Source organism: Sphingomonas sp. SP4 (genome assembly GCF_058313375.1).
Genome location: NZ_JBZFLE010000001.1, coordinates 545,339 through 568,948 on the forward strand (window position 1 = coordinate 545,339; position 23,610 = coordinate 568,948).

General features: G+C 63.1%; 28 protein-coding genes. 17 read left to right on the forward strand and 11 right to left on the reverse strand.

Annotated elements, in window-relative coordinates; genetic code table 11:
- The first annotated feature begins 56 nt into the window (after positions 1-56).
- The 6 genes from AC4GYV_RS02755 to AC4GYV_RS02780 all read left to right on the forward strand — a co-directional run bounded on the left by AC4GYV_RS02755 (position 57) and on the right by AC4GYV_RS02780 (position 4,336).
- Complete coding sequence (locus AC4GYV_RS02755; RefSeq protein WP_491099132.1) at positions 57-701, forward strand: hypothetical protein; 645 nt, start codon at positions 57-59, stop codon at positions 699-701.
- A 118-nt stretch (positions 702-819) separates the two neighbouring features.
- Positions 820-1,419 carry a hypothetical protein gene (locus AC4GYV_RS02760; protein WP_491099133.1) on the forward strand — a complete coding sequence of 200 codons (600 nt, stop codon included), beginning with the start codon at positions 820-822 and terminating at the stop codon, positions 1,417-1,419.
- A 135-nt stretch (positions 1,420-1,554) separates the two neighbouring features.
- A complete protein-coding gene (locus AC4GYV_RS02765) occupies positions 1,555-2,961 on the forward strand; it encodes an NAD(P)H-dependent flavin oxidoreductase (RefSeq protein WP_491099134.1) in 1,407 nt (468 codons plus the stop codon).
- On the forward strand, positions 2,961-3,440 hold the full coding sequence (locus AC4GYV_RS02770) for an SH3 domain-containing protein (RefSeq protein ID WP_491099135.1): 480 nt from the start codon (positions 2,961-2,963) through the stop codon (positions 3,438-3,440). The genes AC4GYV_RS02765 and AC4GYV_RS02770 overlap by 1 nt, the downstream gene beginning before the upstream one ends.
- 17 nt (positions 3,441-3,457) lie before the next feature.
- On the forward strand, positions 3,458-3,913 hold the full coding sequence (locus AC4GYV_RS02775) for a RidA family protein (protein WP_491099136.1): 456 nt from the start codon (positions 3,458-3,460) through the stop codon (positions 3,911-3,913).
- A 66-nt stretch (positions 3,914-3,979) separates the two neighbouring features.
- The gene (locus AC4GYV_RS02780) at positions 3,980-4,336 is read left to right on the forward strand and encodes a hypothetical protein (RefSeq protein ID WP_491099137.1); all 357 of its coding nucleotides are present in this window, start codon (positions 3,980-3,982) and stop codon (positions 4,334-4,336) included.
- On the opposite strand, the gene AC4GYV_RS02785 is transcribed toward AC4GYV_RS02780, so the two are convergent.
- Positions 4,333-4,758: a hypothetical protein gene (locus AC4GYV_RS02785; protein ID WP_491099138.1), complete on the reverse strand. Its 426-nt coding sequence runs from the start codon at positions 4,756-4,758 to the stop codon at positions 4,333-4,335. The two genes, AC4GYV_RS02780 and AC4GYV_RS02785, sit on opposite strands and share 4 nt — an antisense overlap.
- A gap of 242 nt (positions 4,759-5,000) precedes the next feature.
- Here AC4GYV_RS02785 and AC4GYV_RS02790 point away from each other — a divergent pair, with 242 nt between their 5' ends.
- Positions 5,001-5,684 (forward strand): C39 family peptidase, encoded by a 684-nt coding sequence (locus tag AC4GYV_RS02790; RefSeq protein WP_491099139.1) that lies wholly within the window; start codon positions 5,001-5,003, stop codon positions 5,682-5,684.
- A gap of 4 nt (positions 5,685-5,688) precedes the next feature.
- On the opposite strand, the gene AC4GYV_RS02795 is transcribed toward AC4GYV_RS02790, so the two are convergent.
- The 3 genes from AC4GYV_RS02795 to AC4GYV_RS02805 all read right to left on the reverse strand — a co-directional run bounded on the left by AC4GYV_RS02795 (position 5,689) and on the right by AC4GYV_RS02805 (position 7,445).
- Complete coding sequence (locus AC4GYV_RS02795; RefSeq protein WP_491099140.1) at positions 5,689-6,072, reverse strand: hypothetical protein; 384 nt, start codon at positions 6,070-6,072, stop codon at positions 5,689-5,691.
- A 61-nt stretch (positions 6,073-6,133) separates the two neighbouring features.
- Positions 6,134-7,327: a thiolase family protein gene (locus AC4GYV_RS02800; RefSeq protein WP_491099141.1), complete on the reverse strand. Its 1,194-nt coding sequence runs from the start codon at positions 7,325-7,327 to the stop codon at positions 6,134-6,136.
- Positions 7,311-7,445 (reverse strand): hypothetical protein, encoded by a 135-nt coding sequence (locus AC4GYV_RS02805; RefSeq protein ID WP_491099142.1) that lies wholly within the window; start codon positions 7,443-7,445, stop codon positions 7,311-7,313. Before AC4GYV_RS02805 ends, AC4GYV_RS02800 begins: the two co-directional genes overlap by 17 nt.
- Here AC4GYV_RS02805 and AC4GYV_RS02810 point away from each other — a divergent pair.
- On the forward strand, positions 7,435-8,586 hold the full coding sequence (locus tag AC4GYV_RS02810) for an isovaleryl-CoA dehydrogenase (RefSeq protein WP_491099143.1): 1,152 nt from the start codon (positions 7,435-7,437) through the stop codon (positions 8,584-8,586). The two genes, AC4GYV_RS02805 and AC4GYV_RS02810, sit on opposite strands and share 11 nt — an antisense overlap.
- 70 nt (positions 8,587-8,656) lie before the next feature.
- A complete protein-coding gene (locus tag AC4GYV_RS02815; RefSeq protein ID WP_491099144.1) occupies positions 8,657-9,097 on the forward strand; it encodes a cupin domain-containing protein in 441 nt (146 codons plus the stop codon).
- 44 nt (positions 9,098-9,141) lie between these two features.
- Here AC4GYV_RS02815 and AC4GYV_RS02820 read toward each other — a convergent pair whose 3' ends face one another.
- Together AC4GYV_RS02820 and AC4GYV_RS02825 are read right to left on the reverse strand one after the other, a co-directional pair.
- Positions 9,142-10,983, reverse strand: a complete 1,842-nt coding sequence (locus AC4GYV_RS02820; RefSeq protein ID WP_491100372.1) for an alpha-amylase family glycosyl hydrolase — start codon at positions 10,981-10,983, stop codon at positions 9,142-9,144.
- A 208-nt stretch (positions 10,984-11,191) separates the two neighbouring features.
- Positions 11,192-13,270, reverse strand: a complete 2,079-nt coding sequence (locus AC4GYV_RS02825; protein WP_491099145.1) for a M13 family metallopeptidase — start codon at positions 13,268-13,270, stop codon at positions 11,192-11,194.
- Positions 13,271-13,401: 131 nt separating this feature from the next.
- Between AC4GYV_RS02825 and AC4GYV_RS02830 the strand changes: the two genes are divergently transcribed.
- The 5 genes from AC4GYV_RS02830 to AC4GYV_RS02850 all read left to right on the forward strand — a co-directional run bounded on the left by AC4GYV_RS02830 (position 13,402) and on the right by AC4GYV_RS02850 (position 18,325).
- Entirely contained in the window at positions 13,402-15,003 is a 1,602-nt protein-coding gene (locus tag AC4GYV_RS02830) for a carboxyl transferase domain-containing protein (protein WP_491099146.1), read from the forward strand.
- A gap of 2 nt (positions 15,004-15,005) precedes the next feature.
- Positions 15,006-15,440 carry a hypothetical protein gene (locus tag AC4GYV_RS02835; protein WP_491099147.1) on the forward strand — a complete coding sequence of 145 codons (435 nt, stop codon included), beginning with the start codon at positions 15,006-15,008 and terminating at the stop codon, positions 15,438-15,440.
- A 65-nt stretch (positions 15,441-15,505) separates the two neighbouring features.
- Positions 15,506-15,838, forward strand: coding sequence for a hypothetical protein (locus AC4GYV_RS02840; RefSeq protein ID WP_491099148.1), 333 nt, complete (start codon positions 15,506-15,508; stop codon positions 15,836-15,838).
- Positions 15,835-17,751 carry an acetyl/propionyl/methylcrotonyl-CoA carboxylase subunit alpha gene (locus tag AC4GYV_RS02845; RefSeq protein WP_491100373.1) on the forward strand — a complete coding sequence of 639 codons (1,917 nt, stop codon included), beginning with the start codon at positions 15,835-15,837 and terminating at the stop codon, positions 17,749-17,751. Before AC4GYV_RS02840 ends, AC4GYV_RS02845 begins: the two co-directional genes overlap by 4 nt.
- Positions 17,752-17,788: 37 nt before the next feature.
- The gene (locus AC4GYV_RS02850) at positions 17,789-18,325 is read left to right on the forward strand and encodes a superoxide dismutase family protein (RefSeq protein WP_491099149.1); all 537 of its coding nucleotides are present in this window, start codon (positions 17,789-17,791) and stop codon (positions 18,323-18,325) included.
- 322 nt (positions 18,326-18,647) lie between these two features.
- On the opposite strand, the gene AC4GYV_RS02855 is transcribed toward AC4GYV_RS02850, so the two are convergent.
- Positions 18,648-19,301 (reverse strand): hypothetical protein, encoded by a 654-nt coding sequence (locus tag AC4GYV_RS02855; protein WP_491099150.1) that lies wholly within the window; start codon positions 19,299-19,301, stop codon positions 18,648-18,650.
- 216 nt (positions 19,302-19,517) lie between these two features.
- Here AC4GYV_RS02855 and AC4GYV_RS02860 point away from each other — a divergent pair, with 216 nt between their 5' ends.
- On the forward strand, positions 19,518-20,099 hold the full coding sequence (locus AC4GYV_RS02860) for a PilZ domain-containing protein (RefSeq protein ID WP_491099151.1): 582 nt from the start codon (positions 19,518-19,520) through the stop codon (positions 20,097-20,099).
- Between the two features lies 1 nt (position 20,100).
- Here AC4GYV_RS02860 and AC4GYV_RS02865 read toward each other — a convergent pair whose 3' ends face one another.
- On the reverse strand, positions 20,101-20,709 hold the full coding sequence (locus AC4GYV_RS02865) for an SOS response-associated peptidase (protein WP_491099152.1): 609 nt from the start codon (positions 20,707-20,709) through the stop codon (positions 20,101-20,103).
- Between the two features lie 92 nt (positions 20,710-20,801).
- On the opposite strand from AC4GYV_RS02865, the gene AC4GYV_RS02870 reads away from it, so the two are divergent.
- Entirely contained in the window at positions 20,802-21,437 is a 636-nt protein-coding gene (locus AC4GYV_RS02870) for a hypothetical protein (RefSeq protein ID WP_491099153.1), read from the forward strand.
- 121 nt (positions 21,438-21,558) lie between these two features.
- Positions 21,559-21,687, forward strand: coding sequence for a hypothetical protein (locus tag AC4GYV_RS02875; RefSeq protein ID WP_491099154.1), 129 nt, complete (start codon positions 21,559-21,561; stop codon positions 21,685-21,687).
- Positions 21,688-21,752: 65 nt separating this feature from the next.
- On the opposite strand, the gene AC4GYV_RS02880 is transcribed toward AC4GYV_RS02875, so the two are convergent.
- The 3 genes from AC4GYV_RS02880 to AC4GYV_RS02890 all read right to left on the reverse strand — a co-directional run bounded on the left by AC4GYV_RS02880 (position 21,753) and on the right by AC4GYV_RS02890 (position 23,506).
- Complete coding sequence (locus tag AC4GYV_RS02880; protein ID WP_491099155.1) at positions 21,753-21,929, reverse strand: hypothetical protein; 177 nt, start codon at positions 21,927-21,929, stop codon at positions 21,753-21,755.
- 160 nt (positions 21,930-22,089) lie between these two features.
- The gene (locus tag AC4GYV_RS02885; protein ID WP_491099156.1) at positions 22,090-22,713 is read right to left on the reverse strand and encodes a hypothetical protein; all 624 of its coding nucleotides are present in this window, start codon (positions 22,711-22,713) and stop codon (positions 22,090-22,092) included.
- 124 nt (positions 22,714-22,837) lie between these two features.
- Positions 22,838-23,506, reverse strand: a complete 669-nt coding sequence (locus tag AC4GYV_RS02890; protein WP_491099157.1) for an OB-fold protein — start codon at positions 23,504-23,506, stop codon at positions 22,838-22,840.
- Between the last annotated feature and the right edge of the window lie 104 nt (positions 23,507-23,610).

The window sequence follows — 23,610 nt, forward strand, 5'->3', positions numbered from 1 at the left end:
AAGACGTCCCCGCACGCGCCCACATGCGCTGGCGCAGGGGGTCGAGGAGTCTTCCGATGAGGGCATTCACGATCGCAGTGGCAGCCGCGGCGCTGCTCAACTCAACAAGCATTCAAGCACAACGTCACGGCGGCGGCGGAGGCGGCTGGCATGGCGGCGGTGGCGGTTGGCACGGTGGCGGCGGCTGGCACGGCGGAGGCGGCGGAGGCGGCGGAGGCGGCGGAGGCGGCGGTTGGCACGGCCATCACTCGCATGGCGGTGGCAGGTGGTATGGCGGTTGGGGCGGCACTTTCATTGGGATCGGCGCCTATCCGTACTACGGCGGTGGCTACTATCGCTCTTACGCGGGCTATCCGTACGGCGGCTATTACGGTTACCCAGGTTACGTCGGATATCCCGGATACCCGTACGGCTACCCGTATCCGTACGTCGGCTATCCCTATCCCGGCTATGGATATGGCTATGGCTATGGCCGATACTATTATCCGGGGTACGCCTATTCGGGCGGTTATTACGGTTATCCCGGCTATGGTTATGGCTATCAATGCGGCAACCCGGGCGCCGGTGCGGTAGCAGGTGGGGTCGCCGGCGCGGCGATCGGCAGTGCGGTCGCCGGACACGGGAACGTCGGAGCAGGTGCGGCGATCGGCGGAGCGATCGGTGCTGTCACGGGCGCAGCTGCAGCGAGTGGCTATTGCTAGCGGCACTCGTCGCAAAACGACGAAGGCATTCACATCCTCGACAGGTTGCAAGGAGCAACGGAAACTCAAGGGCCACGCGTCGTTGAGTGGTCAAGAAGTGAGATCGAGGAGTTTTTCGATGTTCAGTAAGACGATGTTGCTTGCGGCAACCGCCGCGAGCATGGCTGTCCTGCCGACTGCTGCGGAAGCGCGTAATCACGATCGCGACGGCCGTCATTACAGCAGCTACCGTTACAGCAACTATTCGGGCCGGAACTACAACTACAACAATTACCGGTACCGCAATTATGCGTATCGTTCGTACCCGCGCACTCGCACCGTCATTTCGGTCGGCTATCCGGGCTACAGTTATGGCGGGTACGGCTATGGCTATCCGTCGTACGGCTACGCTCCCTATGGTTATGGTGGGTACCCGGCCTACGGCTATGGCTACGCCGCTCCGGGCTACGCGTACGGCTACTCGCCGGCTTATTACGGTGGCTACGGGTACAACGGCTATGGCTACAACGGCTATCAGTGCGGCAACCCTGCTGCCGGTGCAGTGGTAGGTGGCGTTGCCGGTGCCGCTATTGGCGCGGCAGTTGGCAGCGACGGTCACCATTACACCAACCGTTACGGCTACCGTCGCTACAACAGCGGAAACCGCGGTGCGGCTGCAGCGATTGGCGGCGTCATTGGCGCGGTTGCCGGCGGAGCGATCGCTTCCAGCTACTGCTAAGCAACCGAAGCCGAACAGGCATTTGAAAGCGAGGCCTCGGAACCACCCGGGGCCTCGCTCACTTTTTTCGCGCAATGCTAACGAAGCGCCCTTATATGGCGCAAACGAGCGCAGGTGCGCTGAGGGAGAAAGAGCTTGTTCAAGGGGCTGCAGCCCATTCTCTATGGTGGACGCGAGGTCTGGCCGCTCATCGAAGGCGGAAAGGGCGTCAGCGCGACCAATCACGCAAGCTCGGGCGCCTGGGCGGCGGCCGGCGGCATCGGCACAGTCAGCGCGGTCAATGCCGACAGCTATGACGCCGAAGGCCGCATCATCCCGCAGGTCTACGAAGCGCTCACGCGCCGCGATCGTCACGAAGAGCTGATCAAATACGCGATCGACGGCGCTGTCGCACAGGTGCAGCGCGCATACGAAATGGCGTCCGGCAAGGGCGCGATCAACATCAACGTCCTGTGGGAAATGGGCGGCGCGCAGCGCGTGCTGCATGGCGTTCTCGAGCGCACCAAGGGGCTCGTGACCGGCGTCACCTGCGGCGCAGGCATGCCCTACAAGCTGAGCGAGATCGCAGCTTCCTATGGCGTCAGCTATCTTCCGATCATCAGCTCGGCTCGCGCTTTCAGCGCGCTATGGAAGCGCGCTTATCACAAGGCGGCCGAATGGCTAGCGGCAGTTGTTTACGAAGATCCGTGGCTGGCAGGCGGTCACAACGGCCTCTCGAATGCTGAAGACCCGCGAGCGCCGCAGGATCCTTACCCCCGCGTCGCAGCCCTTCGCGCGACGATGCGCGAGCAGGGCATTGCCGACAGCGTCCCGATCGTCATGGCGGGCGGCGTATGGCGTCTCGACGAGTGGGAGCATTGGATCGACAATCCGGAACTCGGCCAGATCGTCTTCCAGTTCGGCACCCGGCCGCTGCTGACGCAGGAAAGCCCGATCCCGCCCGAGTGGAAGGCGCGGCTGCTGACGCTCGAGGAAGGCGATGTGCTGCTGCACCGCTTCTCGCCGACCGGTTTCTATTCTTCAGCCGTCCGCAACCCGTTCCTGCGCAACCTCGAAGCGCGCAGCGAGCGGCAGATCGCCTACACCAAGGATTCGATCGGCGATCACCACTTTCAGCTCGACGTCGGCATCGGCACCAAGAAGAATTACTGGGTGACCAAGGGCGACCTGCAGCATGCGCGCGAATGGTATGCTCGCGGCTACACCAATGCGATGAAGACGCCGGACGACACGCTCATCTTCGTAACGCCGGAGGAAGAAAAGCAGATCCGCGTCGATCAGGCGGAATGCATGGGCTGCCTCAGCCAGTGCGCCTTCTCGTCCTGGGCGGATAATGAGAAGAACTCGACCGGACGCCTCGCAGACCCCCGCAGCTTCTGCATCCAGAAGACACTGCAGGACATCGCGCACGGCGGTCCCGTCGAGCAGAACCTCATGTTTGCGGGTCATGCTGCGTTCCGCTTCAAGAGCGACCCATTCTATTCGAACGGCTTCATCCCGACGGTGAAGCAATTGGTCGACCGGATCCGCACGGGCGCCTGATGCGATTTCGGGGGGCGTTGTTCGCGTTGCTGGCTCTTTCGGTCGCTGCGCCGGCAGCGGCTCAGGATAAGCAGCCGCCTTACTGGGCTTCGATCGCGTCTGGTCAGGCGATGACCCGCACGGGGCCGGGGAAGAACTATCCCGGAGTCTGGCTCTACCAGCGCCGCGACCTGCCGATCCGCGTGATCAAGAAATATGAGAATTGGCGGCTGATCCAGGATCCTGACGGTGCGCAGGGCTGGATGCTGGTAACCCTGCTGAGCGACCGACGTACGGCAATCGTCAAGCAGGGTGAGCCGCGGCCGGTCCGAACTGACCCGAGCGAGGGGTCGAAGGTTCACTATCAGGCCCAGCAGGGCGCCGTCGGCCGCATCAGCAAGTGCCACGACGGCTGGTGCCATATCGAGTTCGGTAAGCGCGACGGCTATATCCGGACGTCCGACATCTGGGGCGTCAGCGAAGGGGAAGTCGTCGACTAACTCAGCAGGGGGTACACATGAAGGTCATTGCCGCAATCGCAACCGGAGCTCTGATCATGTCCAATGGTGTTGAGGCCGCACCTCCGTCCGCTGTCGAACATTACGGTCGCCCGACGCTTAACGGTCAGGCGCTGCCTTTCTCGGACGCCGTCCGCGTTGGCGACACGCTCTACCTGTCCGGGCAGCTTGGGATCGGCGCTGACGGTAAGCTTCCCGAGGGCATCGAAGCGCAAACCAAGCAAGCGCTGGAAAATGTGGGCGCGATCCTGAAACGCGCGGGCCTCGGCTATCAAGACGTCTTCCACTGTACCGCAATGCTGAGCGACATGAAGCTCTGGCCGGACTTCAACAGAGTCTATGTGACCTACTTTCCCGAGGGAAAGCGGCCGGCGCGGAGTGCTTTCGGCGCCAGCGGGCTTGCCCTCGGCGGGTTGATCGAGCTCGAGTGCCAGGCCTACGCCGGCAAGAGATAGTCTCAGGGAAAGCCCTGATTTCCTCCTGAGAGCTCAATGATCAGCCTCCGCGCGGCGGAGGTTAGCATGATACGTCTCCTCGTCAGCGCGACGCTCCTGGTCGGCATGAGCCTGATCCCAGCGGAATCGCCGAGGTCCTCGGCAGTGCGTTTCGTAGTGGTCCCGACGACTGACGGCACCGACTGCGTGGACATGGACTCACGCTGGGGCGTCGGGTCCCTGCTTGCATGGCGCCAAGCCGTCTGCGGATCGGAAGACGCAGTCTGGGTCCAGACCGACTGCTCGCAGGATTTTGCCCGCAACGGCTATTGGATCGCGACCTCCGAAGACGGGACGGACTTCGTTCGCAAGACCAAGTACGATTCCGATCAGAGCGCTTCGAGCGTCGCCCAGTTCGTCTGCTTCAGCGTCGGACGGAACTAGGCCTTTCCTGGCGGCGGGGGCAGCTCCCGCACCAGCTCGAGTTGTTCCGGCGTCAGGATCGCATCCAATTGTTTGCGAGTGCTCTCCCACATGCTGTGCTGCTTCAGCACGAACTGGTCGCGGGTCAGCGATGGCGGCGCCGTCAGCAGCAGCGCCAGCACGCGCTCATGCTGATGCTCGAGTAAAGGCCTGAACTTCCGGGCCTGATCGGGGCTTAGCTCCAACCTCTCGGTCAGCCGTGCAACCACGTGATCCACCTTCGCGCCGCCAGGATAATGGTCGATCATCTGCTGCCGCCAGTCGGCCGTATTGGGGACAACGAACGGGGCCGCATGAAGCCGCGGCGGGAACAGGTCATTCTGGGTAACGAAGGTCGCGACGCCGGCCAGCGTCGCTGCGATCATGGCAGTGATCGGCTTCATCTTGGCCTCTCCCTTTTTGCGAATCGGAAACGCATACGAGGCGTGACGAACGCCCGCTCCTTGCCTCGCCAAAGCTGAATCCCAGCTGTCGCAAACATGACAATTCGGCGGCTTGAAGAGCCGGAGAGCCGAGTCGACTTTGTCGGTTGGCCGACATCTAAGCACAGAGCGCGGACAACGAAGGAACCACTTAGGCCGCGACGCATCCAGCCCAAGCGGCGGGACGCGTTGTGGAGTATGAGGTGCGTAGACGACTACTGCTCCTGGCCGCAGCGAGTGCCAGCCTATTGCCATCTCCAGCGGTCGCCGAACATGCCGAGCTGAAGGTTGCCTTCATCACGCAACAAACGCCCGTCTGGTGCTGGGCGGCGACTGCAAGCATGGCGCTGGAATTGCTCGGCTTTCACGACATCAATCCGGGAAAGAACTACCAGTGCGGAGTCGTCGCTGCTGCGTTTCCGCAGTGTGGCGACGATTGCTCGCAATGCATCACGTCGCTTGGGTCGATGGATAAGCTCGTCGGCGTGCTCGATCGCTACAAGGCACTTTCGGTCCAGGACGGTTCGAAGCCCGGGAAGTCGATCAGTCCCGCATATGTGGAACATCCCGGTTGGGACCGGATCAAGCGCAGCCTCGACCATTCATATCCCGTGATCGCGGGGATATCCCCTGACGGCAGTCCCGCTGATCCGGCGCAATCGCAGCACACGGTCCTGATCACCGGCTACGACGATAATTATCGGGGCAGGGGCGAGGCGTGGGTCGTGCTGACCGACCCATATCCCTACGACGCCGGCGCCGATCCCTATACGCCCTCCGGTTACTCCTACAGGTCGACGACCGGCAGGGTTCGAGTGCCATGGCGCGTCCTTCGCCAGGAATTGCACCTGACGTCGGCCGTCTTTCTGGAAAAGCGAAGCGCTTAGGCGCTTATTTCGGCGTCGCGGCCGGTACGAAGGCGACGCGCGTGACGGTCAACTTCTCGCCCTTGTCGCTCACCGTATCCATGGACTGGCCGATCTCGACCGGCTTGGTCGTCCAGCAGATCTCGCCCTTCTTATCCATCGCGCTGGTGAAGCAGGCCTTGTCGCCGTTCATCCGCGACGTGCCGTGATCGAGGTGCTTCCCAGCCGCCGACGTCGCGACGAAATTGCCGTGGGAGTCGATCGACTCCATGACTTTCGTGCCGTCCTTGTCGGTGAAGGTCCACGAAGTCTCGTTGAGTTGGAACGTTCCAGCAGGCGGAGCCGCCACAGCGCTGGCGGAGCAGGCACAGAACGCAACGGTGGCGGTAAGGAAGGTTGCAAAGCGCATGGGCTCATCTCCCCGTTAGAGAGAGCCGCCCTTACCACCATGATGTTTCGGGTGGAACTCGTTAGACGAGTTCGACCGCTACCGCCGTGGCCTCGCCGCCGCCGATGCAGAGCGACGCGACGCCGCGCTTGGCGCCCTTCTGCTTCAACGCATTGATCAACGTGACGATGATGCGGGTGCCGCTGGCGCCGATCGGGTGACCGAGCGCGGTGGCGCCGCCGTGGACGTTGATCTTCTCATGCGGGATGCCGAGGTCCTTCATCGCGAACATGGCGACACAGGCGAACGCCTCGTTCACTTCCCACAGGTCGACGTCGGCGGCCTTCCAGCCGGCCTTTTCGAGCACCTTCTCGATCGCGCCGATGGGGGCGACGGTGAACTGCGCCGGCTCCTGAGCATGGGCAGCAGTCGCGACGATGCGCGCCACCGGCTTCAGACCCTTCTCGTTGGCCTTGGATTCGCTGGTCAGGACGACCGCGGCAGCGCCGTCGGAGATCGAGGAGCTGGTGGCAGCAGTGATGGTGCCTTCCTTGGCGAAAGCCGGCTTCAGCTGCGGGATCTTGTCCGGCCGGCCGCGGCCCGGCGCTTCGTCAGTGTCGACGACCGTCTCGCCGGTGCGGGTCTTGATCGTGACCGGCGTGATTTCATCCTTGAAGCCGCCATTGTCGATCGCCGCCTTGGCCCGATTGAGGCTTTCGATGGCGTATTCGTCCATCGACTCACGGGTCAGCTGATATTCGTCGGCGGTGCACTGGGCGAAGCTGCCCATGGCGCGGCCTTCCTCATAGGCATCCTCGAGGCCGTCGAGGAACATATGGTCGTAGGCCGTGTCGTGGCCGATGCGCGCGCCCGAGCGGTGCTTCTTGAGGAGGTAGGGCGCGTTGGTCATCGACTCCATGCCGCCCGCTACGATCACGTCGGCGTTGCCCGTGCGGATCGCCTCGTCGCCCATGATCACCGTCTGCATGCCGGAACCGCAAACCTTGTTGACGGTCGTCGCCTGCACTGACTTCGGGAGGCCTGCCTTGATCGCGGCTTGGCGGGCAGGGGCCTGGCCGAGGCCGGCGGGGAGCACGCAGCCCATGTAGATCCGGTCGATGTCATCGCCGGACACGCCGGCGCGCTCCACTGCAGCCTTCACCGCCGTAGCGCCAAGGTCCGTTGCGGACACTTCGGCGAGAGCGCCTTGCATAGCGCCCATGGGCGTGCGGGCGATCGAAAGGATGACGGTAGGATCTTCAGCGGTGGTGGCCATCGATTTGCTCCGGAGTCGGATTGTTGCGCTGCACATAGGCACGGCCGTTGCCGTGTTCAAACGCTTCCGCCTCTGCTAGCGGCACCGCCAACTCAAGAGGTCCCGAGATGTCTGACATTCCCTTCGACTTTCAGCTGGGCGAGATGGCCGACACCATCCGCGAAAGCACGCAGCGCTTCGCCGCCGACAAGATCGCCCCGATCGCCGCCGAGATCGACGAAACCGACGAATTCCCACGCCATCTCTGGCCGCAAATGGGCGAGCTCGGAATCCACGGGATCACCGTGGAAGAGGAATGGGGCGGTCTCGGCCTCGGCTATCTCGAGCATGTCGTTGCGCAGGAAGAGGTTGCGCGTGCGTCGGCGTCGGTGGGCCTCAGCTACGGCGCCCATTCGAACCTGTGCGTCAACCAGATCCGTCGCTGGGCAAACCCCGAGCAGAAGCAGAAGTATCTGCCCAAGCTGATCAGCGGCGAGCATGTTGGTGCGCTCGCGATGAGCGAGGCTGGCGCGGGCAGCGACGTCGTCGGCATGAAGTTGAAGGCCGAAAAGAGCGGCAACGGCTATCGCCTCAACGGCACCAAATTCTGGATCACCAACGGTTCCGAAGCCAACACGCTCGTCGTTTACGCGAAGACGGGCGAGGGGAGCCGCGGCATCACCGCCTTCCTGATCGAAAAGGACATGGAAGGCTTCTCGATCGGCCAGAAGGTCGACAAGCTCGGCATCCGCGGCTCGCCGACCGCTGAGCTGGTGTTCGACGACTGCTTCGTCCCGCCCGAGAATATCCTCGGCGAGGAAAATAAGGGCGTCGAAGTGCTGATGAGCGGCCTCGACTACGAGCGGACGGTGCTGGCTGGAATGCAGATCGGCATCATGCAAGCCTGCCTAGACGTCGTCCTGCCCTACGTCCGCGAGCGCAAGCAGTTCGGCAAGCCGATCGGGAGCTTCCAGCTGATGCAGGCCAAGATCGCCGACATGTACGTCGCGCTAAACTCGGCACGTGCCTACGTCTATCAGGTCGCCAAAGCCTGCGACGCTGGCAAGACGACCCGCCACGATGCAGCGGGCGCGATCCTGCTGGCCTCAGAAAATGCCGTGAAGGTCGCCAATGAAGCGGTTCAGGCTTTGGGCGGCGCCGGCTACACCAAGGACTGGCCCGTGGAGCGCTACTATCGCGACGCCAAGCTGCTCGACATTGGCGCGGGGACGAATGAGATCCGGCGCATGCTGATTGGGCGGGAGCTGATCGGGGCCTGAGTCACGTACACTCGAAATTCGTCAATCGTACGATGAGAGCGTATTGCACCGGCTCGCCAGGAGGTGAGTCATGGCTGCAACAATCGTCAAAGCCCGCGAACGAGCGCCACTCAATGTTCTGGGTATGCCGCTAACGATGCTGTGCGAGGCAACCGAGACGAACGGCAATTGGTCGCTGTTCGAAGAGCAGGTGCCGCTTGGGATGGGCCCGCCGCCTCATCGCCATGATTGGGACGAGGCCTACTACATACTCGAAGGCCAAGTGAATTTCGTAATCGATGACGAGCCGGTGACGTCGACACCCGGTGATTTCAACTATCTGCCTCGCGGCACAATTCACGGGTTTAAGGGCGGATCAGAGTTGCCCGCCCGCGTTCTTATTTTCGCGGCGCCAGCGCACGGTTCCGAGTTCTTCCACGAGATCAGTAAACAGGTTCGGAGGATGCCCGACGATCTCGCGAAGATCCCCGAGATTGGGCGGCAGCACGGCATCGAGTTTGTGACCGGCTGAGTGACTTAAATCCGGCTGGTCTCTGCAATTAGGGAAAGCGGACGTTAGTTGTGATGGCTGCTCACTGAGCGGCAGACTAAATAGTCCAACGGTGGCACCCGAACGCGATAGCTTCCCGTCGCCGCCACGGATTGGGCGCATGCACCTGCAACGCTCATCCAACGACTGGAACTCGGATCGACAACAACCTGCGCATCGAGCGGCTTCGTGCTGGTGTTGAATACGGCGAGGGTTTCATGACCGCCGTCCAAACGCGAGAATGCAAGCAGCCCGGGTTGATCGCCAGAGCTGCGCGAGATCTGAGCACCACGACGCAGCGCCGGATCTGATGAGCGTATGCGCGCGAGTTGGGCGAGGTCGCGGTATAGCGGATGCGTGATATCGAAATGATCACCCGCGCCCGTCACATTGGATGATCCCAGCCGGCGGGCCATTGCATACGCCGCGGTGCGCGTCGCGAACATGTCCTCGCGGGAGTTTTGATCCACGGGAGCTGCTACCTCCGGCAGGCCAGTGAAGCCTTGCTCGTCACCGTAGTAGATCGTGGGAATGCCCCTCGACAGAAGGATCACCGCATAAGCCAGTCGAACCCGCTTTTGGACCTCGTCAAGAGAAGCATTGGGGCGAGCGAGCATGACTGCGCGAGCGAAACGGTAGACGTCGTGATTCCCGGTCAGAGTGGCCAATCGCCGAGCGGTGGCCTCACCACCTTCATACAAGACGTCACCGCGAAAGATGTTCGTGATCGCGTCAGTGGGGCCATTCTTGGCAATCGCCTCGACTAGGGCGCCCTGAAGAGCGAAGTCGTTGACGGCCGGCAGCTTGTCGACCCGGGTGAAGCGCGCCAGCTCGCCTGGCGAGAACTCCATCACTTCGCCGAAGATGTGAAAGTTGGGAATGCCTCGCGCCCGCGCCCGAGCCTGCATAGCAGGAACGAAGGCCTGCCAAAATTCGGAATTGACGTGACGGGCAGTATCGATGCGAAATCCATCGACGCCGAACTCGTCGATCCAACGACCATAGATGTCGATCATCCCCGCTAGTACGCGCGGATTCTCCGTAAACACGTCGTCGAGCCTGATGAAATCGCCATACTGTGAGCTCTCGCCACGAAAGGTGGACTCACCCCGATTGTGGTACATCTTGGGATCGTTGAGCCAAGCGGGCGTCTTGGCGTGCTCAGCTCCAGCGGGAATGTAGGGCGTGTACGCGTAGTTCAGATTGGTGAGCCGCTCGAAGTTGGCTGATTTCTGGTCATCAGGTGCGTCGCCCCGAAAACCGGGGTTGATCTGCCGAGCTTTGTCTCCACCCTGCAGCGTGTATGGGTAGTCGGCCTTGCCGCCGTACGGGCAGAATGACTTCGGGCATTCGCGGTACTTGATGATGTCGCCGGTGTGATTGATGACGATGTCGAAGTAGACCTTGATCCCGCGCGCGTGCGCCGCATCGACCAAGGCCTTGTAATCCGCCCTTGTGCCGAGGTGGGGATCGATGTCGGTGAAGTTCAGGCCCCAGTAGCCGTGATAGCCGGCACTCGCGCGACTACCCTCTCCGTGCACGATTTGGTTTCCGAAAACTGGAGTGAGCCAAATGGCGTTCGCGCCCAGTCCCTGAATGTAATCAAGCTTCGAAAGTACGCCCTTTAGATCGCCGCCGTGCCAGAAGGCCTTGTCCGTGGGATCATAGCCGGTCTGCATCCTGTCCCCGGCAAGCCCGCCACGATCGTTGGTTGGATCGCCGTTCGCAAAGCGGTCCGGCATGATGAGATAGATGATGTCATCCTCTGGGGGACGATCCCAAACGTTGGTGACCGCTCGTTGCGGTGCCGGAGCTGAATGGCTGGTCGTGCTCAGCGCCGTGATCAGTACGAGCGCACACCGCCATATACCCCGACGCGAATGATCAATGCGTTCAGCCCCAGCCACCCAACTCTCCTCCCCTTTGAGTTGGCGGAGCGTAGAATTGGGCAGTCGCCGGTCAATGAAGCTGCATACGTATACTCGGGCGCGCGATCTCGTCTGGCCGGCGTTCGCCGTCTCTTCGCCTAAGCGAGAGTTTGCGTCGCAAACCCTCGCTTAGTCTTGGCACCGTTGCTTACCCCCAGATCTTCACCCGCTTTTCGGGCGTGAGGTACAGCTTCTGCCCCGGCTGCACGTTGAACGCCGGGTACCAGGCGTCGATGTTGCGGACCGTCTGTGCACGGAATTGCTCGGGCGCGTGGCCGTTGGTGAGCACGATGCGGCGCAGCGTTTCCGGCCGGGTCTTCACTGCCCAGGACTGGCCGTAGGCGAGGAAGAAGCGCTGGTCGCCGGTGTAGCCGTCGATCACCGGCGCCTGCTTGCCGTTCAGCGACGCCTTGTAAGCATCGTACGCTGCGGCGAGGCCGGCGACGTCGGCGATATTCTCGCTGAGCGTCAGCTTGCCGTTCACATGCAGGCCCGGAAGCGCCTCATATTGATCGAACTGAGCTGCGAGCGCGTCGCCGGCGGCTTGGAACTTCTTGAAGTCCGCGGGGGTCCACCAGTTGCGCAGCGCGCCGCTGGCGTCGAACAAGGCTCCGCCATTGTCGAAGCTGTGGCTGATCTCGTGACCGATGGTCGCGCCGATGCCGCCATAGTTGAACGCGGCGTCCGCGTTCGGGTCGTAGAACGGCCGCACCAGGATGGCTGCCGGGAAGTTCAGCGCATTCTGCACCGGCAGGTTCACCGCGTTGACCAGCTGCGGCGGCATCCACCATTCCTTGCGGTCCATCGGCTTGCCGATCTTCGAGATCTGGTGCTTGTATTCGTACAGGCCGACGTTCTTCTGGTTGGCGTAGGCATTGTCGCCGACGATCTGCAGGCCCGCATAATCGCGCCAGGTGTCGGGATAGCCGATGCCGACCACGATGTTCTGGACCTTCTTCAGCGCCTCCGCCTTGGTGGATGGCGCCATCCAGTCGATCGCCTGGACGCGCTTGGCGAACGCGGCCTTGATGTTGTCGACCATCTTCTGGATCTCGGCCTTTGACGAGGCGGGGAAGTACTTGTCGACGTAAGCCTTGCCGACCGCGTCCTGCAGCGCGTTGCTGGTCGCGTTGAGCGCCTGCATGTCGCGCGGACGCTGCTGGGGCGTGCCGCTCAGCACGGTGCCGTTGAACGCGAAGCTCGCATCGCGGAAAGGCTTGGGCAGGACGTTCGCCTGCTTGTTGATCGTGTGGAAGGCGAGCCAGTCCTTCCAGTTCTGCAGCGGCTCGGAGGCAACCAGCGCCGAGAGCTTGGGGATCGACGCATAATGATAAGCGTCGAACTTCGGAGCGCTGCCGAGCTGCGCTGCATCGAGCAGCGCCGCCCAGTCGATGCCCGGCGCCTTTTGCTCGAGCTGCGCGCGGGTCCACACCTGCGCGCCGTTTCCGAAATTCTCGCTCTCTTCGCGGGTTTCGTGCGCCTTCGCGATCTTGGTTTCGAGATCCAGGATCCGGTTCGCGGCGCCTGCCGGGTCCGAATAGCCGGCCAGCTGGAGCATTTGCTGGACGTACGCTTTGTACTTGTTGCGCGTGTCGACCATCTTGGCGTCGCCCGACAGGTAATAGTCACGCTCCGGAAGGCCGAGGCCGCCCTGCATCAGATAGGGCAGCTGCTCGCCTGGGGTCGCAAGGCCCTGCGACACGAAGATTCCGAACAGATTCTCCGTCGAGTAATTGGTCGCGTTGAGCGGATCCGTGTCGGCACGGAGCGTGCCGCCGATCGCGGCGCTCAGCCCGCGCTTGTCGGCGATTGCGTTGATCGCGTCGAGGTCTGCCTTCGCAGGCGCGATACCCGCCTTGTCGATCGCGTCGGTGTTTACATACGCATTGTAGTAATTCGCGATCATCGCGTTCGGACCGCTGGTCGGGTTCGACTTCATGATCTCGTCGAAGAGTGTGCGCGTGTTCTTCTCGCGCTCCTGGTCTGCGATGTAGAAACCGCCGATGCGCGAACGGTCTGCCGGGATTTCCGTGTTCTTCACCCAGCTGCCGTCGGCGTAGCTGAAGAAGTCGTCACCCGGCTTCACCGACTTGTCCATCCACGCCGGGGTGATGCCGAGGCCGGTGCCTTCCGCGACCGCGCTAGCGTTACCGCCCGTGGTCTGTGTGTTGCAGGCAGTGAGCGCGAGCGCCGACGCGGCGACAATGAACATTACGGAGCGTTTCATTTACTGACCTCTCCCCAGAGACTCGTGATCGTTGCGTGAGCGCATCGCGTCCACAGCGGCGCTTTGCAATGGCTCAAGCAACCGCTAGGCGAACCGCAAAAGGTTTTTCGACCAACGGACGACAGAGGGGCATGAGCGCGCCGCGCATCGAGAGCAAAATCGCTACGGACGGCGACGAGTTCCGCGCTCGGGCGGCGCACAACCGCTCGCTGGCAGAGAAGCTGCGTGCCGACGTCGCCGAAGCGGCGCTCGGAGGGAACGAAAAGAGCCGCGAACGACACGTGTCGCGCGGCAAGCTGCTTCCCCGCGACCGCGTCGAGCGGCTGCTCGATCCCGGCTCACCATTCCTCGAGATCGGCCAGCTCGCCGCGTGCGACATGTATGATGGCGAGGTGCCTGGTGCAGGCCTGATCGCCGGCATCGGGCGCGTGTCTGGGCAGCAGGTGATGATCGTCTGCAACGATGCGACGGTCAAAGGCGGCACTTACTATCCGATGACGGTGAAGAAGCATCTCCGCGCGCAGGAGATTGCCGAGCAGAACCGTCTACCGTGCGTGTATCTCGTCGACAGCGGCGGCGCGAACCTGCCGCACCAGGCGGAAGTCTTTCCGGACCGCGATCACTTCGGCCGCATCTTCTTCAACCAGGCGCAGATGTCGTCGAAGGGCATCGCGCAGATCGCCTGCGTGATGGGCAGCTGCACCGCGGGCGGCGCCTACGTTCCAGCGATGAGCGACGAGAGCGTGATCGTCCGCAACCAGGGCACGATCTTCCTTGGCGGTCCGCCATTGGTGAAGGCCGCGACGGGCGAGGAGATCAGCGCCGAGGACCTTGGCGGCGGCGATCTGCACGCGCGCAAGTCGGGCGTGGTCGACCATCTTGCCGAAAATGACGAGCATGCGCTGACCATCGTGCGCGACATCGTCTCGACGCTTCAGCCGGGTGCGGGGGCGGCGATAGAGCTGCGCGAACCGCGTCCGCCTTTGTTCGATGCCGAGGACCTCTACGGCATCATCCCGGAAGATGTTCGCGCGCCTTACGATGTGCACGAGATCATCGCGCGCATCGTCGACGGCTCCGAATTTCACGAGTTCAAGCCGCTATACGGGTCGACGCTCGTGTGCGGGTTCGCGCACATCTGGGGCATCCCGGTCGCGATCCTTGCCAATAACGGGGTGTTGTTCAGCGAGAGCGCCGTCAAAGGGGCGCACTTCATCGAGCTGGCCTGCCAGCGCCGCACGCCGCTTCTGTTCCTGCAGAACATCAGCGGCTTCATGGTCGGTGGGAAGTACGAGTCCGAAGGCATCGCCAAACATGGCGCCAAGCTCGTCACCGCGGTTGCTACTGCGAGCGTGCCCAAGATCACCGTGCTGATCGGCGGCAGCTTCGGCGCGGGCAACTACGGCATGTCCGGTCGCGCCTACTCGCCGCGCTTCCTGTTTACCTGGCCCAACTCGCGCATCAGCGTCATGGGCGGTGAGCAGGCGGCGAGCGTGCTCGCGACCGTCCACCGCGACGCTGACAAGTGGACGCCTGAGCAGGCCGCAGCTTTCAAGCAGCCGATCCGCGACGATTACGAGGCGCAGGGCAATCCGTGGCACGCGACCGCGCGGCTGTGGGACGACGGCATCATCGACCCCGCGCAAACACGCGACGTGCTCGGTCTGGCCTTCGCCGCAACGCTGAACGCACCGATCCCCGACCGGCCGCAGTTCGGCGTGTTCCGGATGTGAGCATGAACTTAATCCTCAACGGCGCCCAAGCGATCGCAATCACGAGTGCCGAAGAGCTCGCGAGCGCTCTCGCGACTTGGGGACGCGGCGACGGTGACTTTGCCATCCTTGAATCCGGCGATGCGGACTTCGTGCAGTCGGCGATCGACGAAGGCGGTTACATCGTCGAGATGCGCGACGGCGCAACTGCGACGATGTTCCGTGCCGTGCGTCGGACGCATCCGCCCGATCAGCGCTTTGACCGTTGGTCACGGGATGAAGCGCTCAGCCTCATCCAAGCCTATTTCCCGCTGCGTGGCCGCAGCGGTCAGGCGTATTGGGAAGACATGCATCTGCCGACGTCGGCGACAGGGCAGAGCGTGCCGCGCGGGATCATGTGGCTCGCCGCGATTTGCCTCGGTCTCGGCTTGTTCGTCTACAAGATCTACCGGCCGTGATGACAGCGCTCGCTCTTGCGGCTTCGGCCCAGTGCCCACCCGTGCACATCTCCGCGGCGGAAAGCATGCCTAAGATCTTCACGACGGAGCTCGTCGAGCGCACCGCGAAGAACTTCGACGCCGCTTATGCGCAGGCCTGCAAGCAACATTACCTCAAGAAGCCGCTGATCGACGCGAGCGCGAAGGACAAGCGCCTGTTCCTGACCAACGCGCCCGAGGCGAATGTTCCGTCGATCTATCTGGATTCGGGGCGCATGGTGCTCGAATATCCGTTCGTTTCCGCGGGCGGGAAGACGGAAGTGCCGAGCCTGGCGCGCCTTCTCGAGGCGATTTACTGCGCGGCCCACGGCGCGTCGGCCAAGGAACAAGAGGAGAGCGGACGCTGCCTGCCGGACTGATGAAATCGTTGCTGATCGCCAATCGGGGCGAGATCGCGTGTCGTGTGATCCGCACCGCGCGAAGCCTCGGCATTCGCACGGTCGCGGTCTACTCGGACGCCGATGCGAAGGCTCTGCACGTGCGCATGGCGGACGAGGCGGTGCACATCGGGCCAAGCCCCGCGCGTGAGAGCTATCTGATCGGCGACAAGATCATCGCGGCAGCGAAGGAGACCGGCGCGGAGGCGATTCACCCGGGCTACGGCTTCCTCTCCGAGAATGCGGACTTCGCGCAGGCGGTGATCGATGCTGGGCTGATCTGGGTCGGGCCGAAGCCGGACAGCATCCGCGCGATGGGTCTCAAGGATGCTGCGAAGAAGCTCATGGCGGACGCTGGCGTGCCCGTGACGCCCGGCTATCTCGGCGAGAACCAGGATCCGGCGCACCTCAAGTCGGAAGCAGACGCCATCGGCTATCCGGTGCTGATCAAGGCAGTCGCGGGCGGCGGCGGCAAGGGCATGCGCCGCGTCGACGAAGCCGGCCAGTTCGACGACGCGCTCGACAGCGCCAAGCGCGAGGCGGCAAGCGCATTCGGCGACGACCGCGTGCTCATCGAAAAATACATCCTCTCGCCGCGCCACATCGAGGTGCAGGTGTTCGGCGACAGCCACGGCAACGTCGTGCATTTGTTCGAGCGCGACTGTTCGCTCCAGCGCCGCCACCAGAAGGTGATCGAGGAAGCGCCGGCGCCGGGCATGGACGCCGAAACGCGTGAGGCGGTGTGCGGCGCCGCGGTATGCGCCGCGCAGGCGGTCAACTACGAGGGCGCCGGCACAATCGAGTTCATCGCTGACGCCAGCGACGGCCTGAAGGCGGACCGCATCTGGTTCATGGAGATGAACACGCGGCTGCAGGTCGAACACCCGGTGACCGAGGAAATTACCGGCCAGGATCTCGTCGAATGGCAGCTCCGGGTCGCTTCAGGCGAGCCGCTGCCGCTGCAGCAAGACGAGCTCTCGATCGACGGTTGGGCGATGGAAGCGCGGCTGTATGCCGAGGATCCTTCGAAGGGCTTTTTGCCCAGCATCGGCCGACTGGAGGTCGCCGAGTTCCCAGACGAAGTGGTGCGCGTCGAGACTGGCGTCGAGCAGGGCGACGAAATCAGTCCATACTATGATCCGATGATCGCGAAGCTCGTGGCGAGCGGCGATGACCGGACGGAGGCGATGATGAACCTCGCCGCTTCGCTCTACGCGCTGCGCATATGGCCGGTGAAGACGAATGCTGCCTTCCTGCTTGCGTGCTTGAACGATGCGGACTTCCAGGCGGGCAAAGTCACGACGTCGCTGATCGCGGACCGAGGCGATGCGCTCGCCGCCGCGCCTGAGGCTGGCGACAACGAGTGGATGGTCGCGGCGATGCAGTCGTTCGCCCCTTATTTCCAGGCGGGCGAGAATAGCGTCGCGGATCCGTGGGCGAGCAATTTCGGCTTCAGGTTGAATGCGCCCGACAAGGCCATCATCGCGCTTCAACTTGGGCATGAGCGGCGTGTGCTCGATCTTGAAAGCTGCACAGCGGCGTCGGGTTTCAGCATGCCCTTGGCGGGCGGCGCTTTGGTGTACAAGGACGCACAGCCCTTCCTGTTCACGACGGACGCGCGCGGCACCGGCACGTCGCATGGCCTTCATGACGGCGAGATCGAAGCGCCGATGCCCGGGAAGGTGACCGCGGTCGAGGTTTCGCGGGGGGAAAAGGTTGCCAAAGGGCAACGCTTGCTCACGCTGGAAGCAATGAAGATGGAGCATGCGCTGACTGCTCCGTTCGATGGCACTGTATCGGAGCTCAGCGCGATTGCCGGAACACAGGTGACAGAGGGCCAGGTCCTAGTGAAAGTGGAACCGGAAAGCGCTTCTGCGGAGGCAGGAGCGCAGTGACTGGACCCCTCTTTCGCAGGGGAACAAAGGAGGATGTATGCGTAAACACACTCTTCTGCTGCCGATCCTCGCCGCGGCCTGCGCGCCTGCGCATGAACCCCAGGGCGGCGCTCCGATGCCGCTGGTCAATGCCGGCGGCCAGACGATCGGAACCGTCCGAGCCTGGCAGACAGCCGGCGGCGTTACGTTCCGGGTCGATGCCACCGACCTGCCGCACGGTGTTCACGGCATTCACGTCCACAGCGTGGGACGCTGCGAAGGCCCCGACTTCACCAGCGCCGGTTCGCATTGGAACCCGCTCGCCAAGAAACACGGGCTCAGCAATCCGGCGGGTCCGCACGCCGGCGACCTGCCTAATGTCGAAGTCGCGGCGAATGGCGTGCTCGGAAAGATGGTGACGCTGCCGAACGCCATGCTCACCGGCCCCGCGGGCGATCCCCGGGTTCTTCTGGATGCCGATGGCGCGGCTCTTGTCATACATGCATCAGCAGACGACAATGTGACCGATCCCAGCGGCAACAGCGGCGCGCGGATTGCCTGCGCAGTCATCCAGCCCGCTGCCGAAATGCGCTGAGTCGAAACACTCTGGGAAGTAACGCGTTGGGACCCGCCGAGGAGGCGTGCCGATGATACCGAAGCCAGCCGCGAATGATGACTTTCCGCGGACGACGAGCATTTTGCCAAACCCTCGAAGTTCGTCCATCTTTCGATGGCCTCAATCACCGGCCCCCACTAGGCCCGCCCGTGAAAAACTGCTGACCGAGCGCGAGCTCGAGGAGCAGATTAGTCCGCTCTAGGATCGCAGGCCGTTCGTCCTAGCATCGCCTATCTAAAAGGGCGGGGCATGATCACGACGGGGCTACGCTAGCACGCACTAAGCGCGGGGTTGGCAGCCCTTAGTAAGCCCGGTAGCCTGGGTCCAATCGCACGTTATAGACGTACCCGCGGTAATCCACGTCGCACCGGAAGCTTAGGTTGCCTCCGTAGCCGCCCGGATAGCCGCCATTATATCCGTAGCGCGGGTCATAGGGCTGATTGCGGTAGAGGCCGGTGGCGAGCAGTCCGCGGACGCGAACGCCGCTCGAACGTCGCTGCACGTCGGTAATCGCCGTGACGCGTATCGCATTGTTGTAGCCGGGATAACGCTGCCCCTGATACTGCCCAGGATAGCCCTGATACGGGTAGGGCATTGGTTGATATTGCTGGGCACGCTGAACCGCGGCCCAGGCGCAACTGTGGATCGCCTGGCGGTCGCTGACTGCGTAGCGGCCGCCGATGAGGGAATCGACGATCGCACCGACGGCGCTCTCCGTCGTTCCATATTGCTGATTCGGGTAGCCGTATCCCTGCTGCGGATACTGGCCCTGCGGATATTGGCCTTGGGGGTACTGCCCCGGCGGATACTGACCTTGCGGATACTGCTGCGGGTACTGACCCTGCGGAGGATATTGCTGCGGGTAGGACTGCGGGTCCTGGTACTGGGCCGAAGCCGGACCAGCGATTGAGCCAATCAACGCAGCGGTGGTGAACAGTCTCGCCAGATACGTCATGGCAGAGCTCCTCGTCTTGCCCGGCATACACGCCGGGAGTCGCCAGGAGCGGCGGCCAAACCAACATGGTCCAATCGTCCGGCGACGGCAATTAGTCACAACTATCAGCGGTGCCGAAATGTCCGTCAGGCGACATTTCGTGTCGAGTGTTGGAATAACCTGGGTTAGAGTGGCCGCGATGGAGGCTGCTCGTATGCCGATTAATTGGGCCCCTCGATGACAACCCCTGAGGCGCCGAGGCCTGAGCCGGCACCGAAGCCCAGGCGCCAAACGCGCAAAACCGTAGACCTGGAAGGCCGTGCGCTGCGTTCCGATGGGACCTCAGTCGACATCGGCCTCCTCGACCTCGCGTATGACGGTTGCGGGGTTAAGACGCCGATTGAGCTCGAGCCCGGCGAGAAGCTGAAGCTGTCCGTCGTCGGACGCGGGTTGATCGATGCGGAAGTGCGCTGGTGCAAGGACGGCAAGGCCGGCCTTCGCTTCGGGATCGAAGAGCCTGCGCCGCCACAGCAGGTGCAACGCAACAAGGATCGCGCAAACCTGGCGACCGAGGTGAGGGTGCGCCGCATCGGCCAGAACAACTACAGCGTGCGCATCTTCGACTTGTCACCCGATGGTGCCAAGATCGAGGTCGTCGAGCGGCCCCGCATCGGCGAGCAGTTACTGGTGAAATTCGACGGGCTGGAGGTTCTCCAGGCGGAAGTTTGTTGGGTCGACGACTTCATCGCCGGCCTGAAGTTCGAACGGCCGCTTCACCCTGCCGTGTTCGATCTGCTGCTCGCTCGCCTCCAGGGTTGATTCAGAGCAATGTCCCGGCGTCCACCATTGAGGCGCAGACGCTCAGCGACCCGCTTGGCAATGGTTTGAGCAATTCTCGCGCTGGTTGGCGATAGTCGAGCCAGTCCCGCCAATCCGAGGGTGGGACGACCGCCACTTGGCGGTTGTGATAGGGCGCGATGTCCTCGCCGGGCTCCGTCGTCAGCATCGTGAACGCTTCGCCCAGCTCGGGGACGGTTCGCGACAGGCCGGCGATCCCGATCATTCCGCTTTCGGACCAGCTGAACAACCAGCGATCCTTGCGCTTCTGCTTCGGATCCTTCGGCGCGGTGAACTCGTAGAAGCCGTCGGCGACGATCAGGCAACGGCCGTTCTCGAACTCACGACCGTCGGAACGGAAATTGTACACCGGCTTGCCGCCGGATCCGGGCCAGCTCCAGCGCCGCACAACCAGCTCGTAAGATCCCGGCTTTCCTTCGCTTGCCCGGACGATCGGACCTGGATCGGTGATGCGGACGTCGGTGGCCTGGAGGTTCGGAATTCCTTCGGGAAAGGTCAGCGGCATCTGCAATTCGCTGAACACTCTGGCGATCTCGTCGACGGATTTGGTCTGGGTGTAGAGGTTGCACATAGGCCGGCCATAACACAGCGCGACTTCGCTTAAATCCTCCTTAGGACCAGCGGCTTATTGGAACCTCTGCTTGGCGTAGGGCAGGGGACGGAATGCTTAAGTATCTGATTGGCCCGGTGCTGACCGGGGCGGGTTGGCTTGCGGGCAGCTATTATGGGTCGAGTGCCCAGCAGCTCGTCCATAAGGGTACGGACGCCACTTACATCGGCATTTCCCAAGCCATCGACAACATGCCGCAGAGCGGGACCACCGACATCGAGGGCGGAAAGCCGGTGCCGTTCGAAGTTCGAGTCGATCGCGAACTCGACAAGCAGCTGATCGTCCACCTGTTCTTCGACGGCCAGGAAGGCGGCCGGGCGCAGATCAACTTCACGCCGCAGGGCGACGGCAGCCAGACGCTGGTGACGGTGCGGGCCCATGGCGAGAAGGCTGTGCTGTCCAACGCGCTTGCCGGGACGTCGCGGGCTCGGCTGGCGTATGCTCCGGACTGGATGCTCAATCTCCTCACCGTCCGGCCGCTGCTCCAGCAATGGGCGCAGCAGATCGAGGGTGGGGAGCAGGTGACGATGGGCGACAGCGCTCCGTCGCAGGCCGACTGGGAGTCCTCGCTGCCGCCGGACAAGCAGAAGGAAGTGCAGGAATATCGTGAATATCGAGCGACCGCGCCGACCACCGACCCCAATGCAGACGCGCAGCGCTATCTGAAGCCTAATGAACCAAGTACTTAACCGAGGTTATGCTGGGTTCATCGCAATAGGTGTACAAGGACGCCATCACCGCCCCTTGCCTCAGCGCAGCGGTGACTGAGAGACAATGGATGTGCTCCCGCTGCGTATCAGGGAGCCACCGATGTCCACCCCCAAAAAGATGTACCGCATCTATTGCTTCGATGCGGTGATGAAGATCGTCAGCGCCGACTGGCTCGAAGCCGAGAACGACGAAGCCGCGATCGCCAAGGCCGAAGCGGACGGCTTCTGATCCAAGTGCGAGATCTGGGACGGAAAGCGCCTGGTCGCACGGCTCGAAGCCGAGCGCCTCACCGGTTAGCGCCGCCGCGGAATACGCGCCACGAGCCGGCGGCCCTGCCAAAGCTCGCAGTCGTGTCCGTCCATCATTGTCTTCGCGACCTCGATCGCTTGAAGGTCATCCTCGGCGTCAAACCACTCGCCGGACGCGACCTTATTGACCCCGTCGAGGCCATAAAGCCTGTAGTCCGCCACGCGAACAAATCCCGATTTCCCTGACCGCCAAGCGGCCGATTTGTCCCCGAAACGATCATCTCGGTTTTCGGTTTCATGGGTCGCGGCGCGCGGTTCCTCGGGTCCGTATCTTCACTGAAGTTCGCAGTGACGAGCAGCGTCGCGGCGCGAGATCAGTCTCTCAGCATTGCGGCGTACAGGGGGCCTGCTTTCGCGACACCACTTCGCCTTTGAACATGTCGATGGTTTCGTCGAAGCAGCCTTCGGGCGTCTGGACGCGGCGGAGCAGGTAGCGCTTGTCGACGAAGCGGTGGCAGATGATGTTCTGGTCCGACGGCGTCTGCTGGGCCTGCGCCTGATGAACCATGCCGGGGGGCAAGGTCGCCGCATTGGCAGCCGGAATGACTCCACCGCCGGAGCTTGGCGCCGGGATGATGGTCTCCAGCGGCAGCCATTTGAAATAGTCGTGGCCGGGCGTGGTGGCGTGCACGAAGACGTCGCCCGAATTGCAGATCACCGACGAGATCTTCACGTTGCTGGCTCGCGAGAACCACGGGCCGGGGGACGTGGTGCAGTCGTAGTTCTTGACCCACAGAGCGGAAAGGTCCTCCCGTTCCGGCGTGTGGAACACCGGGATATCGTTCATCCAGCGCGTGGCCAGGTCCATCCACTGCGGGCCCGCAGTGATGAAGGCCGCTGCGATGGCGGCGGCGCCGGCGGGAAAGAGGAAGTACCTTTCCCACCAAGGCTTGCGAGGACGCGGTACCCGTGAACGCCTTCTTTGCGTGACAGCACCCGTGGCCATGATGACTCACCCCCTGCTGACCGGATCGGCGGCGTTAATAACAAAAATTGAACGCAGAGTCAGTTGGCGGGAGGGGCACAGCGTCACGTAGCCACAAAGCCACAAAGCGGGCGGTGTAGGAAAGCTACTTCGTCGCAGGCGGGGCTGGCGGTGCCGGCGGCGGGGGTGGTGCCGGCGGTGTGGGTACGGCGGGCGGCGTGGGGGCGTCGCTGTCGTCGGCGTCTTCGTCGGACTGGATCGCGCATTCCTTCAGCCAGCGCTGGTCGCCGGAGCCGGCGACCTCGCGGCAGCTGACGGTTACCTGCTGGCCGGGGCGCAGCTCCTTCGCGTCGTCGATGGCGTCGCTGACGAGGTCGACGCCGAGCGGGGTATTGGGGTTCGGGGTCTTCAGGCGCAGGTCGATCTGACCGTAGCCGTCTGGCACGGTGCGCAGGAATTCCCCGGTCACGGTGATCTCCCGCCCGCCGAACTTCTTTTCGGCGGCGGCGGGGTCGGCGGCGAAGGCGCGGGCGAAGTCGGTGGCGGTGGTCTCCACCGGGGCCCTGGCGTCATCGTCCCAGTTGATGTGCACGGGCCCGAAGGGCGCGTGGATCCTGCCGGCAACAACGAGGAATGCCGCGATCCCGGCGCAGACGATCAGGACCGTCTTGCGATTGCTCTTGAGCTCCTGCGGCGAGCGCTGCTGGTCGCGGTCGATGCGGCTCTGGCGCAAGGCGGAGTTGGTCGGCGTTCCGCAATGCGGGCAGAATTCCCGCAGCGGATCCACGTCGGCAGCGCATTCCGTACAACGCAATCGCCCCTCCTTGCCGGCTGCAATCAGCCGTTCGACGGCACAGATAGAGAAGGTCTTCCATCTTGCACAGTCGTCGTGAACAGGCTTGTCTGAGCGCCAGGGGA

Bases quoted from the DNA above. Each gene is read 5' to 3' on its own strand.
- AC4GYV_RS02755 (WP_491099132.1), top strand. From the start codon at position 57: ATGAGGGCATTCACGATCGCAGTGGCAGCCGCGGCGCTGCTCAACTCA.
- AC4GYV_RS02760 (WP_491099133.1), top strand. From the start codon at position 820: ATGTTCAGTAAGACGATGTTGCTTGCGGCAACCGCCGCGAGCATGGCT.
- AC4GYV_RS02770 (WP_491099135.1), top strand. From the start codon at position 2,961: ATGCGATTTCGGGGGGCGTTGTTCGCGTTGCTGGCTCTTTCGGTCGCT.
- AC4GYV_RS02775 (WP_491099136.1), top strand. From the start codon at position 3,458: ATGAAGGTCATTGCCGCAATCGCAACCGGAGCTCTGATCATGTCCAAT.
- AC4GYV_RS02780 (WP_491099137.1), top strand. From the start codon at position 3,980: ATGATACGTCTCCTCGTCAGCGCGACGCTCCTGGTCGGCATGAGCCTG.
- AC4GYV_RS02785 (WP_491099138.1), bottom strand. From the start codon at position 4,758: ATGAAGCCGATCACTGCCATGATCGCAGCGACGCTGGCCGGCGTCGCG.
- AC4GYV_RS02795 (WP_491099140.1), bottom strand. From the start codon at position 6,072: ATGCGCTTTGCAACCTTCCTTACCGCCACCGTTGCGTTCTGTGCCTGC.
- AC4GYV_RS02800 (WP_491099141.1), bottom strand. From the start codon at position 7,327: ATGGCCACCACCGCTGAAGATCCTACCGTCATCCTTTCGATCGCCCGC.
- AC4GYV_RS02810 (WP_491099143.1), top strand. From the start codon at position 7,435: ATGTCTGACATTCCCTTCGACTTTCAGCTGGGCGAGATGGCCGACACC.
- AC4GYV_RS02805 (WP_491099142.1), bottom strand. From the start codon at position 7,445: ATGTCAGACATCTCGGGACCTCTTGAGTTGGCGGTGCCGCTAGCAGAG.
- AC4GYV_RS02815 (WP_491099144.1), top strand. From the start codon at position 8,657: ATGGCTGCAACAATCGTCAAAGCCCGCGAACGAGCGCCACTCAATGTT.
- AC4GYV_RS02825 (WP_491099145.1), bottom strand. From the start codon at position 13,270: ATGAAACGCTCCGTAATGTTCATTGTCGCCGCGTCGGCGCTCGCGCTC.
- AC4GYV_RS02830 (WP_491099146.1), top strand. From the start codon at position 13,402: ATGAGCGCGCCGCGCATCGAGAGCAAAATCGCTACGGACGGCGACGAG.
- AC4GYV_RS02835 (WP_491099147.1), top strand. From the start codon at position 15,006: ATGAACTTAATCCTCAACGGCGCCCAAGCGATCGCAATCACGAGTGCC.
- AC4GYV_RS02840 (WP_491099148.1), top strand. From the start codon at position 15,506: ATGCCTAAGATCTTCACGACGGAGCTCGTCGAGCGCACCGCGAAGAAC.
- AC4GYV_RS02850 (WP_491099149.1), top strand. From the start codon at position 17,789: ATGCGTAAACACACTCTTCTGCTGCCGATCCTCGCCGCGGCCTGCGCG.
- AC4GYV_RS02855 (WP_491099150.1), bottom strand. From the start codon at position 19,301: ATGACGTATCTGGCGAGACTGTTCACCACCGCTGCGTTGATTGGCTCA.
- AC4GYV_RS02860 (WP_491099151.1), top strand. From the start codon at position 19,518: ATGACAACCCCTGAGGCGCCGAGGCCTGAGCCGGCACCGAAGCCCAGG.
- AC4GYV_RS02865 (WP_491099152.1), bottom strand. From the start codon at position 20,709: ATGTGCAACCTCTACACCCAGACCAAATCCGTCGACGAGATCGCCAGA.
- AC4GYV_RS02870 (WP_491099153.1), top strand. From the start codon at position 20,802: ATGCTTAAGTATCTGATTGGCCCGGTGCTGACCGGGGCGGGTTGGCTT.
- AC4GYV_RS02875 (WP_491099154.1), top strand. From the start codon at position 21,559: ATGTCCACCCCCAAAAAGATGTACCGCATCTATTGCTTCGATGCGGTG.
- AC4GYV_RS02885 (WP_491099156.1), bottom strand. From the start codon at position 22,713: ATGGCCACGGGTGCTGTCACGCAAAGAAGGCGTTCACGGGTACCGCGT.